The sequence below is a fragment of the Nocardia sp. NPDC004068 genome (assembly GCF_042874315.1).
Lineage (GTDB): Bacteria > Actinomycetota > Actinomycetes > Mycobacteriales > Mycobacteriaceae > Nocardia.
Genome location: NZ_JBIAMW010000019.1, coordinates 33,212 through 49,111, shown reverse-complemented (window position 1 = coordinate 49,111; position 15,900 = coordinate 33,212). Strand labels below are relative to the sequence as shown.

Here is a 15,900-nt window from a genome sequence, read left to right as displayed (position 1 = left end):
TACGGCCTCGAGGGCGAGCAGGCGTCCGGACCCCGCGTTGGAGATGCAGGACGACCCACAGGAGTTGATGCCCCGCCGCCGCCCCACCCAGGAACGCAGCAAGCGGAAATTCGACGCGCTGCTCCAGGCGTCCCGAGAACTGCTGGTGGAGGTCGGTTTCGAGTCGTTCACCTGTGAGGAGGTCGCGGCCCGCGCCGAGGTCCCGATCGGCACGCTCTACCAGTTCTTCGCCAACAAGTACGTCATCGTCTGCGAGCTCAACCGCCAGGATCTGGTGGCGGTCGGGCAGGAGCTGGCCGACTTCCACGGCGAGATCCCGTCGATGGACTGGCTGCGGCACATGAACAAACTGGTCGACCACCTGGCCGACCTGTGGATGACCGATCCTTCCCGACGCGAGGTCTGGCTGGCCATGCAGTCCACCCCGTCGACCCGGGCCACCGGCGCGATCCACGAGAAGGAGTTCGCCGAGGCCGTCCAGCAGATGCTGCGCCCGTTGATGCCGCGCACGCCCCGCGCCCGCCGGTCGATGATGGCGCAGGTCCTGGTGCACGTGGTCTACTCGATGTTGAACTTCTCGGTGCAGGACGGGCTGCGCCACGAGGACGCCGTCGCGGAGCTGAAGCGGCTCATGGTCGCGTATCTGCTTGTGGCCGAGAAGGAATCGCGCTCCTAGTGCTCGATGAGGTCGGCGAGTTCGCCCGGATCCTCGAGCACCACCATCGCCGCCGCGGTGTCCCCGTCGTGGGTCAGCGACAGATGCACCCGCGCCCGCGGCAGGAATTCCGCCGCGAGCCCGTGCAGTTTGATGCTGGGCCGCCCCCAGGCGTCGTTCACCACCTCGATCAGCGGGTAGGGATTGTCGCCGATCTGCGGGCTGCGCGCGAAACGCGATGAGGCCCAAGCCTTCAGCACCGCCTCCTTCGCCGCCCACCGCGCCGCGTAACTGCGCGCGGGATCGGTCCCCTTGCTCTCGCAGTACCGCCGCTCCCCCACCGTGAAGCTCTCCCGCAGCATGGTCGTCCCCGCACGCTGCATCTGCTCGGCGAATTCGGAGATGGTGACCAGATCCAGCCCGATCCCAAGAATCGTCACAGCGCCCCTAAGTCTCGACGTGGTGCGGCCCGCGCCATGGTATCCCGAACCGCCTCGTACGCAAACGAATCGGCGGTGCCCGCCACCGCGTCGTGGCCAGGCACCGCCGAAGGTGTCGATTACCGGCAGCCGGTCCCCGGCACCGTGTACACCCCGTCGCTCAACCGGGCGTCCCGCGCCAGCAACACCTCGGCCTCGAGCCGTCGGCTCCGCTCCGCCGGAGTCCCGTCACCGCCGAGCCGCCGGTCCGCCGGGCGCTCGTACAGCGGCGCACCGCCGCACATCGCCTCGACCAGCCGCTGCCGTCCCGCCAGCTGACGCCGCTCGGCGCGGCGCAGGTACTCCTCGCGGCGACCCGGCTCGATCGCCTCGATGAACGCCTGCGGGTGCACGACCGCGACCAGCCCCGAGACGTGCCCGAAGCCGAGCGAGGTGACCAGACCGGCCTTGAGCGGGAAGCGATCCCGCAGGGCGAGCGGTTCCCGCAGCCAGACCAGGTGCGGGTAGTCGGCCATCTTCTCGTCCACGCAGTCCAGGCTGCGGTTGGGCGGGATGACGCCCTGTTCGAGCACCTGGCACAGGCCGATCAGCTGGAACGCCGCCGCGCCGCCCTTGGCGTGTCCGGTCAGGGACTTCTGCGAGATGACGAACAGCGGGGCGCCCGCGGACCGGCCCAGCGCGTCGGCGAGCCGCTCGTGCAGCTCGGACTCGTTGGGATCGTTGGCGGCCGTGGAGGTGTCGTGCTTGGAGAGCACCGCGATGTCGTCGGCCGACACGCCCAGCTTGCGCAGTTCGCTCGCCAGCCGCGACTCCGGCCCGCCGCGGCCCGCGCTCAGCGCGCCCAGCCCCGGCGCCGGGATCGAGGTGTGCACGCCGTCGGCGAAGGACTGCGCGTAGGCCACCACGCCGAGCACCGGCAGGCCCATCTCCACCGCCACGCTGCCGCGGGCCAGCAGCACCGTGCCGCCGCCCTGCGACTCGACGAACCCGCCGCGGCGGCGATCGTTGGCGCGGGAGAAGTAGCGGTCGCCGATTCCCTTGGCGCTCATGGCCGCCGAATCCGCGGTCGCGGACATGTCGCCGAAGCCGACGATGCCCTCGATGCCCAGATCGTCGAAGCCGCCCGCGACGACCAGATCGGCCTTGCCGAGCTTGATCTTGTCGCAGCCCTCCTCGACCGACACCGCCGCCGTGGCGCACGCCGCGACCGGGTGGATCATGCCGCCGTAGCTGCCCACATAGGACTGAACCACGTGCGCCAGCGCCACATTCGGCAGCGCCTCCTGGAGGATGTCGTTCGGGCGCGGCTCACCGAGCAGGTTGTCGATGTAGAGCGAGCGCATCGAGGACATGCCGCCCATGCCGGTGCCCTGGGTGTTGGCGACCATCGCCGGGTGCAGCCAGCTCATCAGCTCGGCCGGGCTGAAGCCGGAGGACAGGAACGCGTCGACCGTGCAGACGATGTTCCACAGCGCCACCCGGTCGATCGACCCGGCCATATCGGCGGAGATGCCCCACTTGGTGGGATCCCAGCCGGTGGGGATCTGGCCGCCGACCGTGCGCGAGAGCTTGGCCCGGCGCGGCACGCGAATCTCGGTGCCCGCCTTGCGGGTCACCTGCCAGTCGCCCGAACCCTCGACCGGGGTGATCACCGTGGAGTCGGGGCTCGCGGCGTGGAACGCGCGCGCCTCGGCCTCGCTGTTGACCACGAAGGTCAGATCCTTGTCCAGGAACACCGAGGTCAGCAGGGGCGCGGTGTTGTCGACCATGGCGTCGTCGTCGCCGTAGCGGCGGATGCCGCAGCGCTCGACGACCGCGTCGTGGTACCGCTCGGCGATCTCCGATTCGTCGACGTAGTCACCGCTCTCGGCGTCGTACCAGCCCGGCTTGGGATCGTTCTCCCAGGTGACCATGCCGGTCGACCAGGCCAGTTCCAGCACGCCCGCGGTGGACAGCCGGTCCTCCACCTCCATCTCGAACCGGGTCCGCGCCGAACCGTAGGGCCCGAGCTCCCCGGCGCCGACGATCACGACCATATCCGCGAGATCCGCTGTGACGGTGTCCCATTCGGGCACCGGCAGCGCGGAGGTCAGGGTCGGCGGCGCGGGCAGCGCGGCGAGCACGCGGCTCGTGGATTCCGTTGTCTCCGTGTCGGTTTCGCGGTCGGCCTGCTTGGCCAGCGCGGGCAGGTCGAGATCCGCGGTGGCCAGGCCGCCGGTGAGGTCGATCTGCTGCGGTCCCTGCGCGGTGACCAGACGGGCCTGCGGGGTGGACCACTTGAGCAGTTCGTCGGCCATCTCCTCGGTGGACCAGGTCTGCACGCCCGCCCGCTCGACCGCCGACACCAGCGGATCGTTGTGGCCCATCAGCCCGGTGCCGCGCACCCAGCCGATCAGCGCGTGCACCAGGGTGACCCGCTGCGACCAGGACTTCTCCGCGCGCCACTTGGCGACCACCGCGTCCAGCGCCGCCTTGGACTCGCCGTAGGCGCCGTCGCCGCCGAACATGCCGCGGTTGGGCGAACCCGGAAGCACCACATGCAGTTTCGCGTCCACGTCGTGATCCGCGCCGAGCACCGACAGCCCGCCGATCAGGCGTTCCACCGACCACAGCAGCACCCGCATCTCCATTTCGGCGCGGGCGCCCGCGTCGGAGAGGTCACCGGCGACGCGCGGCGCGGCGAACGGCAGCAGCAGCGTCGGCGACAGGGCGGGCTTGACGAGGATCTTCGACCCGCCCGCGGTCTCGGTCTGCTCGTTGCCGACCCACTCGATCAGCGCGTCGATGTCCTGGTAGGAGGCCATGTTCGCGGGCACCACCCACAGCGCGGCGCCGTGCCGGGCATGGGTGCGGTAGAGCCGCTTGTAGAAACCAAGCCGCTCGTCGTCGAGCCGCGAGGTGGTGACCACGACGGTCGCGCCGCCGCCGAGCAGCCGCCCGGCGACCGCCGCCGCGATGGAACCCTTGCTCGCACCGGTGATCACGGCGGTGTCGGAGGACCACACCCCGGCCGCGTCGGCCGTGCGCGCCGCCTCGGCGATCCGCTCGTACACCCCGGCCAGCACCGAGCGGGCCTGCTTCATGGCCCGCTGCCGCCACCACTCCGCCTGTGCCGCAACGGCTTCCCCGGCCCCGAGGAATCCGTCCACGGCAGTCTCGGCGACATGCGCGTCGTCGGCCAGCCAGAGCCGGGCCAGATCCTCCCGCGCGCTGGCCCACCGGTCGTCGAGGAGCACCGCCTTGCGGGCGTCGAAGGCCGGGGCCACCAATCGCGGCCAGTCCGAACCCAATTCGGCCGACACCAGATCGACCAGGGCGTCCGTGGTCGCCTCCGGCGCGGACACCCGCTCGCTCAGGCCGAGCTGCTCGAGCACGACCCGGGCCGCGGTCGCCAGCACGCCGTCTCGGCCGGTGATCTGCTCGGTGAACTCGCCCAGCGCGGCCGCGTCCACGGTCGCGCCGCCGCCACCGCCCGCCGACGGCAGCGACACGCTCACCCCGCGCCGCGCGGCGACCGACTGCACGGCCGCGTCGATGGCCGCGTCCACTGCGGCGGCGTCGGACAGCGTGCCGGAGACCAGCCCGCCCAGATCGCCGCCGCGCACGCTGACGCCCTCGCGGGTGCCCAGCGACAGTTCGGCGGTGACGTGGTGGGCCCAGCCGTCGCCGAGCTGCCACACCTTGGTGACCCGGTCGGTCACCGCGGCCGGGCGCTTGCCCGACGGGCCGAACACCTTGCGCAGATGATCGCCGATGGCGTCGGACAGCACCGAGCCGAACGGCTTGTAGGTCCGGGCCAGCCGCTCGACCGTGGCCGAGAGCGCGCCCATGTCGGCGTCGGCCGCGCCGTCGATCGCGCCGAGCGACAGCTCCGAACCGAGATCCACCAGCAGCTGGTTGCGCCGCGAGGACACGCCGTCGCACAGGCCCTCGATGGTGTCCACCGGGCCGATCTGATCGAGCCGCAGCTTGGTCCACAGCGCGATGAGCACGCGGGTGGCGTCGGCCGCGGTGAACGGGATGTCGTCGGGCCGCGGGCCACCGGCCGGGGCGGCGGCGGGCGCGGGTGCGGCGGCCGGCGCGACGGCGGTCGAAACCGTCTCGGCCGCAACCTCTTCCGGCTCCTCCACGGGCGCGGGATCGGTGTCGGTCGAATAGACCACGCCCGCCTCGCGCTCGATATTGAGCACCTCGACCTTCGCGGTGCCGAACTGCGGCAGCTTCAGCGTGTTGCGCGCCAGATTCGCCACGGTCGGGGTCGCGGCCAGGCCGATCTCCACGAAGCGCTCCACCCCGAGCCCGCCGTGGGCGGTATCGGTGAACAGCAGATCCTGGGTCTCGATCCAGCGCACCGGGCTGGCGAACTGCCAGGCCAGCAGCTCGATCAGCACCACCCGGCACAGCTCCGACGGGCGCGCGGCCCAGCTGTCCCAATCGGCGAGCACCCGGGCCAGCGGCTCGGACGGCACCAGGTCGGCGATCTCGGCGATGAAGTCGCGCTCCAGCGAGAACGGCCGCGGCACCAGGTTCGGAATGTAGCGTCCCTCGAGCACTTCCGGATGCAGGTCGACCGGCAGCAGCTCCTCGAGCCGGTTGCGGAACTCCGGCACGCCCTTGCGCAGCACCGTGGAGTGGAACGGCACGTCGATGCCGGGCACCAGCACGAAGGCGGGCTTACCGCCGAATTCCGCACGGCGGCGCTCGATCTCGTCCTCCAGCGCCTCGAGTCCGCGCACCGTGCCCGCGATCGCGTACTGCGAACCGCGCAGGTTCAGGTTCACGACCTCGAGGAATTCCCCGGTCCGCTCGGCGATCCCGGCCACGAACCCGACGACCTCGGCATCGGGCAGCCCGATCTGCGAGGGCCGGATGGCGGCCATCCGATAGTCGCTGCGGCCCTGGGCATCCCGGGGCACCAGCTCGTGCATGGCCGAACCGCGCTGGAACACCACCTCGAGCACGGCCTCGAGCGGCAGCACGCCCGCCACCGCGGCCAGCGCGTTGTACTCGCCGACCGAATGCCCGGCCAGCATCGCGCCCTCGACGAACGCTCCCGCCTCGCGCAGCTCCGCCACCTGCGCCACCCCGAGGGTCGCCATGGCGACCTGGGTGAACTGGGTCAGGTGCAGCACGCCCTGCGGGTGGCGGTACTCCACGCCGCGCGCCTTGAGATAGGTGGGGTTGTCGCGCACGACGGCGAGGATGGAGAAGCCCAGCGCCTCGCGGGTGTGCTTGTCGGCGCGATCCCAGATCTCCTTGGCCGCCTTCGACCGCGAGCGCGCGTCCAGGCCCATCCCCTTGGCCTGAATGCCCTGTCCCGGGAAGGCGTAGACGGTCTTGGGGGCCGCGATCCGGCCGGTCGCGGTCATCACCAGGTCCCCGCCGGTGCGGCAGGACACCTCGACGATCTCGCAGCCGCGGTCGACGGCGATCCGCTCGACGCGCACGTCGATCTCCGCGCCCGGCCGGACCATGCCGAGGAAGCGGGTGGTCCAGGCGGTGAGAGTGCGTGCGGGCGTGGCGGATTCGGGATCCACGGCCGAGACCGCGTGCTGCGCGGCGGCGGACAGCCACATGCCGTGCACGATCGGATCGCCGAGTCCGGCCAGCTTGGCGGCGGCCGGACTGGTGTGGATCGGGTTGTGGTCGCCGGAGACCTGCGCGAAGGCGGCCATGGCGCGCGGGGCGGTGATGGTGACGTCGCGACGGCGGCGGCGCGGGGTGTCGGTGGCCTCGGCGGAGACCGTGCCGCCCGCGCGCGGCGGATCGGTCAGCTCGCCCGCGCCGGTGCGGCCGCGGATGGCGAACCGCTCGGTGAGGGTGGCCAGGGTCGGCATGGACATGCCGGTCTCGACCTTGTCGAACATGGCGGTGATCTTGACCCGCACCTCGACGACGCGGCCCAGATCGGTGTCCAGGGTCTCCCCCGCCTCGGCGCGGACCGCGAGAACGCTTGTGGTGGCGGGCAATTCGTCGGTCAGCTCGATGCGATGGTCGAGGTGGACCAGATCCAGCATGCCCTCGATGACGCCGAGACCGTCGGCGGTGCGGGTGGTGCCCAGGACCGCGAAGACGGCGGGCCAGCACGCGCCGACCAGCACGTCGGGCACGACCCGCCCGATGGTGCTCAGGTGGTGCGGCAGACCGGAACCGGTGACGCCCGCGTGGTCGGCGATGAGGTCGGGGGTCCAGGCCAGGTTCACGTGCGCGACATGGGTTCCGTTGGCGGACTTGACCTCCGGCAGCTCCCGCCCGGCGGCCACGGCCAGCAGCGCCGCCATGGCGGCCTCCGCGTCGGCCTCGGTGACGACGGGCGCGCCGCCGTTGTACACCGACGCGGGCACGGTGAGGCGAATACGCACCACGTCGCGACCCAGCAGCGGCACCGTCAGCTCGACGTACGCGTGCTCCTCCGGCCCCTCGGTCGGCACCAACGTCGCGCCGGTCGGCGGATGCACCGCGCCCTTCTCGTCGGTGGTCCACTCGGCCAGATCACCCAGGCGGTGAATCGGATTGACGACGGTGCGCCCCGCCCACTGCACGTCCGCGGCGGCCAGCACGACATCGATCGCGCCCGCGGTGACCCCGGCGCGGCGGCGGCCGTCCACCGCCTCGGGCACGACGCCCTCGCGCATGAGCGAGTAGGCGGTGTTCTGCTCGAACCGGTCGAGCAACTCGCCCACGGGCTCGTCGACGCGGGTGATGCCCGCGACCGACACCGTGCCCGGGATGACGCACACCTGATCGGCCGCGTAGCGCGGATCGTGGGCCTGCCACAGCGAATCCGAACGCCACCAGCGCCGCACGTCGGCGTCGACGACGGGCACGAAGTTCACCGGCTTGCCCGGGGTCTTGCACAGCGACACGAAGAACGACACATCCGCCGGATGCAGCACGGTGCGCTCGGCGGCCGGATAGACCTCGCGCAGTCGGCAGATCGCCTGCACGGGCTGTTCGAAGGCGGTGTCGTCGGCGAACAGCGAGGCGATCTCGCCGCGATCGGCCGGATGCAGGCGGGCCTCGGCGCGGCGCATCATCTCCGCGAAGCGGTCCCGCCAGGTGATGTCCAGCCACACCGAGCGGGTGGCGTCGGCGATCGCGCCGCCGAAGTCGGTGCCGCAGTCGAAGTCCTTGCGGCGGTCCAGGCCCACCGCGAGCTCGACGTAGCGCTCGAGCCAGTCCAGGTAGGTCATGGTCGCGACGTCGCCGAAGTACGGCTTGGCGGTGCGGTTCAGCGCCTCGATGATTTCGGCGCGGCGCGCGGCCACGGCCTCGGCGTCGCCCGCGACCTCGTCGAGCAGGCGGCCGGTGCGCGAGGCGGAGTTGTCGATCTCGTGGATGTCGGCGCCCAATTGGCTTCGGCCCGAGGCCATTCCGTTGGTCGCGGTGCCCGCGGCGACCCAGTCCGGGGTGCCGGGGGTGTCCACCAGCAGCTGCTTGACCTCCGGCGCGGTGGTGGCCTCCAGGGTGGCCATGGCGGCCGTGCCGACCAGCACGCCGTCCAGCGGCATCGCCGGATAGCCGTGCGCGGTGGCCCATTCGCCGGTCAGGTACTCGGTGGCGCGCTCGGGAGTGCCGATGCCGCCGCCGACGCAGACCACGACATTGCTGCGGTTGCGCAGCTCGCCGTAGGTCTCGAGCAGCAGGTCGTCGAGGTCCTCCCAGGAGTGATGGCCCCCGGCCCGGCCGCCCTCGATATGCATGATCACCGGGTAGTCCGGCACGGCGTCGGCGATCCGCAGCACGGCGCGGATCTGGGCGACGGTGCCCGGCTTGAACGCGACGTGGGTGATGCCGACCTCGGACAGCTCCTCGATGAGCGCGACGGCCTCGTCGAGTTCGGGGATGCCCGCGGTGACGACCACGCCGTCCAGCGGGGCGCCCGCCGCGCGGGCCCGCTGCACCAGGCGCTTGCCGCCCAGCTGCAACTTCCACAGGTACGGGTCCAGGAACAGCGAGTTGAACTGCACCGACCGACCCGGATGCAGCAGCGTCTTCAGCTCGGCCACACGGTCGGCGAAGATCTGCTCGGTGACCTGGCCGCCGCCCGCCAGCTCGGCCCAGTGGCCCGCATTGGCCGCGGCCGCAACGATTTTCGCGTCGACGGTGGTCGGGGTCATGCCCGCCAGCAGGATCGGCGAGCGGCCGGTGAGGCGGGTGAAGGAGGTCTCGACCACGATCCGGCCGTTGGGCAGGCGCACCGGCTTGGGCGCGAAATCCCGCCAGGCGGGGGCGATCTCGGGGGCCGCGCCCGGGGTGAACAGGCTGCGCTGGCCGGGGCGGGTGGCGGCGGCCACGATGCCGACGCCGGTGCCCTTCAGCGAGCCCGCGGTGAGGCGGCTCAGCAGATCGCCCGGACCCAGGTCCAGGATCCAGTGCGCGTTCGTGGCGACGACGGAGTCGACGGTGGCGACCCAGTCCACGGGCTCGACCAGGATCTTGGCGGTGAGCTCGGCGGCCAGCTCGGCGTCGATGCCGCACTGATTCGCCCAGCCCACAACGAGTTCCACGGTGTCGGCGAGCGCCGGGTGGTGGAAGGCGACCTCGACCTCGACGTCCTCGAACACCGGGGCGAACACCGCGCCGCCGCGCTTCTTGGCCTCGCGCTCGCGGGTCTGCTCGTCGTGGATCTCGGCGCACCGCGCGCGCACCCGGTCGAGCTGGTCGACGGTGCCCGACAGCACCGCGCGGCGACGACCGTTGCGAATCGAAACCACCGGCGCGACAGCGGGTTCCAGGCCCTGGGACACCTCGGCGACGATGGCGCGCAGCTGGTCGGGATCGACATTGGAGACCGCGACCATCGGCGAGCGCTCGCCCACCGGGATCAGGCCGCGGCGGCGCGCCGTCAAACTGCCCGCGGCGCCGATCAATTGGGCCAGCGCGAGCAGTTCGACATCGCGCTCACCGCCGGTGCGGGCGGCCTCGGCGGCCAGCAGGCCCTGGGAGTGGCCGACGATCGCGAGCGGGGCGTTCGCGGCGGGGTCCAGGCCCTGCATCCGCAGGGCGCGCAGGGCGGCGGCCTGGGTCAGGAACACGCCGGGCATGGAGACCGCGGCCGACCGCAGCACCTGCTCCGAGGGCGCGGCGGAGATCTCGTCCTGATCCGGATCGGCGAGATCGTCCTCGAGCATCCACGCGATCGGGTCGAAACCCAAGGGCCGCACCATGAGCAGCCGCGCCGCCACCGGCTCCAGCTTCTCGGCGGCCTCGTTGACCAGCGCGGTCAGCTCCGGCTCCAGCGCGCCGTCGCGCACGATCTCCTCGAGTTCGCCCAGCCAGCTCGCCCCCTGTCCGCCGAAGGCCAGCGCGTACGTCTCACCGGCCAGCAGACGATCCAGTAGCGAAGACTTGGCGCCCCTATCCGCGGCTCCCCCAGCCACTTTCGCGTTCGCTCCGGTCCCGGTGCTCTCGTTGATCGTCAAGACGTTTCGACTTCCTTCTCATGGCGGCTCGTCCCTCGTGGGGGCCGCTCCTCCGTGCGCAGGTGTCCCTCGCCCCTGAGGACCTGAATAGAGCCGAGGATGACACAGAATCATGAGGGATTCCTCATGTTCCTTCCGCGGTGTAAGGGTTACCTCCGAGTATTCCGGTACACCCGTCCAAGAATCCTCCGAAACATGACCCCGCCTCATGTTTCAAACCCCCTGCTCCCACCCCCTTACCCACGCGTAGGAAACCCGAGGACCCCTCACATTGCCCGTTACTCAATTGTTATAATCCCAGGTGGCCTTACTCACCAGTAGGAAACACCCCTCCACCTCTTCGCGAACCCGGTCAAGCCCGGTAGAGTTTGGACGGCCGTACCATCACGCGCGAGTGGCGAAATTGGCAGACGCGCTGGATTTAGGTTCCAGTGTCTTCGGACGTGGGGGTTCAAGTCCCCCCTCGCGCACCAGGCCATCGCCTTTCAAACCTGTACCAATCGGTGCAGGTTTTTTTGAGTCTGAGCTGCTAGGACGCGCGCTGCTGATGACGTCCATCAGCTCGACTCCGTCTACCGCCGGCCGTTGGTCGGCCGGGTCGATGCCACCGGCTCGATCGACAGCACCCGCTTCGGCGTGGCTCGCGCCTATGGCGATCAGCTCGCCGCCGAGCAGGGTCTTGAACGGTTCGGCCAGCTCGATGCGGACGTAGTCCTGTTCGAGGTAGACCTTCTCGAAGAACGCTTGGTTGAACAGGCGACGCACGCTGCTGGCAGCGGCTTGGTAGCCAGCAAAGCAGTTGCTGGCGTAGTTCAGTGCAGTGCGCAGGTTGTGCTCCACGACCTCGATGTTGAGCAGGCTGGCTTCCAAGCGAACCTCGATGTGTGCCAACAGTTCAGCGATGCGGTCCTGTTCCTGTTTCATCAGGTCGAGCGGGATCGCTCCGGCGTAGTGGGCTTGCAGCAGCTTGCCGCGCTGATCGAGCAGGCGCTTCTTCTGTGTGTCCAACTCCCGGGCTTCGCGGTCGGCGGTCTTCCGGCTGGATGCCAGTTCACCTCGAAGGCTAGCTTCGATCTGCACGCGCAGTTCCGGAGCGAGCTGGATGGTCTTGTACTCCTCCTCGATCAGTTCCTCGACGCGGTCGATCAGGACGGCCCGGCGCTGACAGTCGTTCGACTTCTGGTGCCGCCCCAGACAGACGAAGTACGGGTAGACAGTGCCATGCCGGTTCTTGGCGTGGGTGACGATGAGCCTGCTGCCGCATCCGCCGCAGAACATGGTCGATTTGAGGTAGTGCGGATGCTCGCGCTGCTTTTCACCGTTGACGCGCGAGGTCAGTAGGGCCTGTACGAGCTGCCAGGTGACCGGATCGACCAACGGGGTGTGTCGACCGGGATGCGTTGCGCCACGGTAGACGACGTCTCCCTTGTAGTACGGCGAGCGCAGAATCGTTTGCAGCTTGGTGAACTCCACCGGCTTGGATGGCAGCTTCGGCGTCGGCCGGGTGATCAGCCCCTTGATCTCCAGTTCCTTCGCCAACCGCTTGAGCGTCCACTCTCCGGTCGCATACGCCTGGAAGGCCCAGGCGATCAGGGGACCACGTTCGGGGTCCACGACCACGGTACGGATTTCGGCTCCTTGTTCGTTGATAACGCCGACGTTGCGGTAGCCGAGGGGCGCTCGGTTCGGGGTGCCACCGGTGCGTGCCTTCTCGGTCATACCCTTCAAGACCTCGGTGGCGAGGTTGCGGGAGTAGAACTCCGAGATGGAGCTGAGGATGCCGTGCAGCAGCATGCCGCTCGGTGTCTCGTCGATGTTCTCGGTTGCCGAGACCAGCTCGGCACCAGCGGCTCTGATGGCCATGTGGATCTCGACGTCGTCGGCCCGGTTGCGCGCCAAGCGGTCGACCTTGTGGACGATGACGTAATCGACCGGATGCTCCTTGATGTAGGCGAGCATCTCCTGAAGCTTGGGCCGGTCAGCGGTCTTGGCGCTCTCGCCCCGTTCCACAAACTCCTTGACCACGATCGCCCTAAGCGACGCGGCCTTCTTCCGGTTGGCATCGCGCTGCGCGGGCAGGGAGTACCCGTCGGGGTCGCCATCCTTCTCAGCTTGCTCTTTGGTGGAAACGCGCGGATAGGACACCGCCGTTTTGAGTAGCTGGTTCGAAGCGACCGAATCTGAATCGAGTGGTTCGAATGTATTTCGTGTCATGTTCTGACCTCTTATCTCGTTACTGCGCCATTTGAGGTTCTATTATGTATTGAATGCACTTATTGCAAACTCCTTACAAAATCTAACGGTGACAGATCCGGCCACCACGTGCCGCCGGCACGACGGCCTTGGCACTGTGCTTGCCATCCAATTGCGTGTCGCACAACGCCGGTTTCTTCACGGTGATCACAGTCGCGGAGCCCGGTCTGCCGGAGCCGTACCTCGATCGCCACTTCGCTGACGCCGAAGAGACCAGCAAGGTCGGCCACCTTTTGGATACCCTCTCCCCATGCACGTTTCAGGAACTTCTTTGGCACGAGAACACAGCCTGCGAAGTAGTCGGCTGCGCGTTCGGCTTCGACGCCCGGGTCGTGGTGACCGGGTCCGGCGTACAGGACGTGCCTGCGACCGTGGTCGATGATGTGCTTGAACTCGTGGAACAAGGTGAATCGCTGGCGTCGCCAGGAATCGAAGCGATTGAGGTAGATCACCCACTCGCCGTCTCCCTGGTCCCACAAACTCGCGCCAGAGGTGCTGCCAAGCGTCCGCTCGACGCGCAGCCTCGGCAGTTCGGTGACAACCTCACTCGGCACCGGACCCTCGTCGACCGCGCAAAGCTCCCAGAGCTTGGCGGCTTGCAGTTCAGCGAGTATCAGGGCTTCCGCGTAGGTGACATCCGGGCGGCGAGGTACGAGCGCCCGCAACTCCCGCAGGAGGCCCGGTTGCCGAGAAGTGCGTTTCCCTGGCCGATCCAGCAATGTTCCCAGGTTGTTTACTGTTGATTGTGCGTCGTGCATCAATGTCACCTCCTTCCAAGGATTCAAGTGTTGCCGTCTATACGATTCACTCCTTTCTTTCTACTTATTATGACATTAAGGAATTATTAAACACCGAACATGACCGCAGACACTTGGAGCTCAGTCCTCATCCTCACCGCCGATCGGTCCGTCGTACTCGTTGAAGCTGATACCTTTTTCCCTCGCAATGCGAGCGAAGTCTTCTTCGATCTCTTTCGCTTCCTTCACGGTAAGGTTGTACTTCGTGCGGAGGTAAGGACGCAACGCAGGAAGTTCCCCCTTGGGCGTCCACCCTGCCACAGCGAACAGGTCACTGACTGGCACGCGCAGCGCCTGCGCGATGGCCTTGATGTTGTCCGGTCTCGGATTCGGGATAAGCCCTTGCTCGATCCGCGAGACGGTGCCTTTGTCGACTTCTGCGCGGCGCGCGGCTTCCCGCACTGAAAGCCCGAGTGTTTCACGCCTCGACTGAATCAATCTGCCCAATCTGGCAATATCACCGGTTTCGTTACTGTGCAAATCTTCGTTCATTACATTGCCCCCATTCGTACCTGAATAATACCTCTATTTGGGGAATTATTTCAACGCTTTTCGGCAATTCAACACAATTCCACAACAGTTTCAGGGAATGGGTTTCATCCATTCTCGTCGAGTCGGTTATTTATCCAGTGCAGCGTCGAGACTACGGGCATCTCCCTCACCAAACACCCACACCCCACCGTCAGCCGCCGGAATTATTACCAGATCCGTGTCGTGCGCCATTTGTCGCCCCATAGCCTCATAGTCAATGCGGACAAATTCATCCAGACCGGACGGCAATGCTCCGCTGAGCCGATCTTCCAGGTTCAGCGGCGTAACCATCTGCCTTGCATAGTCGGCGATATTCTCGTAACGCCCCTTGTACGCAGCAGCAAAACGATCGAACTGGGCAGGCTCGTCCTCGTAGCGACTCGCCCAGGCCGCGAACGCCGGGCCGTGCTGGGCGATGCCGCGTGCCACCTGCGACAGCAGCTCAAGGCTGTGAACATCTTCCAGCCCGATAGCCCCGGTGGTCACGTCGAAGTCGCCGAAATCCTGGTCATCCCAGATGTAGAACCGATCAATCCCGTGATCGAGGGGTTCGCCAAGCACCGCGAATAGTTCAGCGCGAACGACACCCGGATCCCTCGCCATGGCGAGCCAGGTGCCTTTCGTCAGTTCCGCCCGTAGCGGCAGGCCGGCGGTGACGTAGATGCGCGGGTTGAGACGGGGCTCCTGCTCCTGGTTGTGTTCGCTGTCGACAGTCGATTCGGCTGCGCGTGGAACCGCACCGTCATCGCGGTAGTCCCTGCGAGCGTCGACCTTCGGAAATCGCTCATTCATGATCACCCCCTTCCGTCTGTTCGGTGTCGCCGATCGGCAGTTGGTTCCGTACGAGCCGCAGCGACAGCGCCTCGACCGCTCCTTGCAGATCGCTGGTGGTCAGGTCGTCGTAGGCGCCGGCCAGTTCGATGATCCGGTCGGCCACGTAGTCAGCCCGCGCCGCCAAGGCGCGCTGGTCGTCTTCGCTTCGCAGATCGAATGCACGGGTGGCCTGCACCACCTCGATAGCGACCGTGACCGCGGCCGAACGGATATGCTCGCCGGGCCGCTCGACGGCGTCATAGACGGCTCTCAGCAGCGCTTCGCTGACGGCCCATCGAAGCTGCCACTCGGCCTCACTGTCATGCTCGACGACAGGGGTAGGACTCGCCTCCTGGGTCTCATTCGCGTGAGTGGGGCCGTTGTCTTCGTAGTCGTTGTGTTCGTTGGTATTTGGGAGCTTTTCGCTCATAGGTACCTCCTCTCGGGTTATGTTGTTGTGTTGGCCGGTCGGACAGCGGAGAGGGTGTGCATTCCCTCGATCCGCTGTCCGCCGGCCTCTGACACCAGGTGCTGAGCCAGGCTCAGCTGTCGGCCGATCCGCCTTCCGCCTGTTGTCCGCGACGACCCCGTCCGCGGCGACTGCTCTGTGGCTGGTCACCTTCGGTTGCCTCGGACGCGGCTGCGTCGTCGGTTCGGGATTCCTCTGGCACGAGCGCGAGATCATCGGTCTCGTCGTCGTCCGGTGGAGGCGGTGGGGTGGCGGTGAACAGATTGTCGATGGCTGCTTGCCGGGTGCGGGCCTCTTCTTCGATGGCGGCCCGTGCGGCGTTGGCCCTGGCCATGAGATCAGGGTCATTCTTGGCAGCCTCGATCCAGGCGTCGACGGCGTCGAAGCATTCAGCCTTCAGGCTTCGGCCTCGCAGATCGGCAATCCAGGTCAACTGGGTATGCCGCGCCGGGTCGATCCGTATTGCCAGGGTGATTTCCCGGTTCGACGGTTCGGGCATGGTTCGTACCTCCTCGGT

8 protein-coding genes, 1 tRNA gene and 1 pseudogene are annotated in these 15,900 nt (G+C 68.0%); 2 read left to right on the top strand and 8 right to left on the bottom strand.

Going from position 1 to position 15,900, the window contains the following annotated elements; all coding sequences use genetic code 11:
* Positions 1-43 precede the first annotated feature (43 nt).
* A complete protein-coding gene (locus ACFYTQ_RS33505) occupies positions 44-676 on the top strand; it encodes a TetR family transcriptional regulator (RefSeq protein WP_387369747.1) in 633 nt (210 codons plus the stop codon).
* Here ACFYTQ_RS33505 and ACFYTQ_RS33500 read toward each other — a convergent pair.
* Both ACFYTQ_RS33500 and ACFYTQ_RS33495 read right to left on the bottom strand, forming a co-directional pair.
* A complete protein-coding gene (locus tag ACFYTQ_RS33500; protein WP_387369579.1) occupies positions 673-1,095 on the bottom strand; it encodes a holo-ACP synthase in 423 nt (140 codons plus the stop codon). The two genes, ACFYTQ_RS33505 and ACFYTQ_RS33500, sit on opposite strands and share 4 nt — an antisense overlap.
* A gap of 119 nt (positions 1,096-1,214) precedes the next feature.
* Positions 1,215-10,520 carry a fatty acid synthase subunit beta domain-containing protein gene (locus ACFYTQ_RS33495; RefSeq protein WP_387369577.1) on the bottom strand — a complete coding sequence of 3,102 codons (9,306 nt, stop codon included), beginning with the start codon at positions 10,518-10,520 and terminating at the stop codon, positions 1,215-1,217.
* A 388-nt stretch (positions 10,521-10,908) separates the two neighbouring features.
* Between ACFYTQ_RS33495 and ACFYTQ_RS33490 the strand changes: the two genes are divergently transcribed.
* Positions 10,909-10,993 (top strand) — tRNA-Leu (locus ACFYTQ_RS33490).
* 697 nt (positions 10,994-11,690) lie between these two features.
* On the opposite strand, the pseudogene ACFYTQ_RS33485 reads toward ACFYTQ_RS33490, so the two are convergent.
* From ACFYTQ_RS33485 to ACFYTQ_RS33460, 6 genes and pseudogenes are all read right to left on the bottom strand, one after another.
* Positions 11,691-12,734 (bottom strand): annotated as a pseudogene (locus ACFYTQ_RS33485) (recombinase family protein); the annotation flags it as partial.
* A 59-nt stretch (positions 12,735-12,793) separates the two neighbouring features.
* Entirely contained in the window at positions 12,794-13,531 is a 738-nt protein-coding gene (locus ACFYTQ_RS33480; RefSeq protein ID WP_387369575.1) for an ImmA/IrrE family metallo-endopeptidase, read from the bottom strand.
* 120 nt (positions 13,532-13,651) lie between these two features.
* Positions 13,652-14,062, bottom strand: coding sequence for a helix-turn-helix domain-containing protein (locus ACFYTQ_RS33475; RefSeq protein ID WP_387369573.1), 411 nt, complete (start codon positions 14,060-14,062; stop codon positions 13,652-13,654).
* 126 nt (positions 14,063-14,188) lie between these two features.
* The gene (locus tag ACFYTQ_RS33470; RefSeq protein WP_387369571.1) at positions 14,189-14,893 is read right to left on the bottom strand and encodes an antirestriction protein ArdA; all 705 of its coding nucleotides are present in this window, start codon (positions 14,891-14,893) and stop codon (positions 14,189-14,191) included.
* Positions 14,886-15,344 carry a hypothetical protein gene (locus tag ACFYTQ_RS33465; RefSeq protein WP_387369570.1) on the bottom strand — a complete coding sequence of 153 codons (459 nt, stop codon included), beginning with the start codon at positions 15,342-15,344 and terminating at the stop codon, positions 14,886-14,888. Before ACFYTQ_RS33465 ends, ACFYTQ_RS33470 begins: the two co-directional genes overlap by 8 nt.
* Positions 15,345-15,456: 112 nt before the next feature.
* On the bottom strand, positions 15,457-15,882 hold the full coding sequence (locus tag ACFYTQ_RS33460; RefSeq protein WP_387369568.1) for a hypothetical protein: 426 nt from the start codon (positions 15,880-15,882) through the stop codon (positions 15,457-15,459).
* Positions 15,883-15,900 lie beyond the last annotated feature (18 nt).

Coding starts and splice junctions, on each gene's coding strand:
- ACFYTQ_RS33505 (WP_387369747.1), top strand. CDS start 44: ATGCAGGACGACCCACAGGAGTTGATGCCCCGCCGCCGCCCCACCCAG.
- ACFYTQ_RS33465 (WP_387369570.1), bottom strand. CDS start 15,344: ATGAGCGAAAAGCTCCCAAATACCAACGAACACAACGACTACGAAGAC.
- ACFYTQ_RS33480 (WP_387369575.1), bottom strand. CDS start 13,531: ATGCACGACGCACAATCAACAGTAAACAACCTGGGAACATTGCTGGAT.
- ACFYTQ_RS33460 (WP_387369568.1), bottom strand. CDS start 15,882: ATGCCCGAACCGTCGAACCGGGAAATCACCCTGGCAATACGGATCGAC.
- ACFYTQ_RS33475 (WP_387369573.1), bottom strand. CDS start 14,062: ATGAACGAAGATTTGCACAGTAACGAAACCGGTGATATTGCCAGATTG.
- ACFYTQ_RS33470 (WP_387369571.1), bottom strand. CDS start 14,893: ATGAATGAGCGATTTCCGAAGGTCGACGCTCGCAGGGACTACCGCGAT.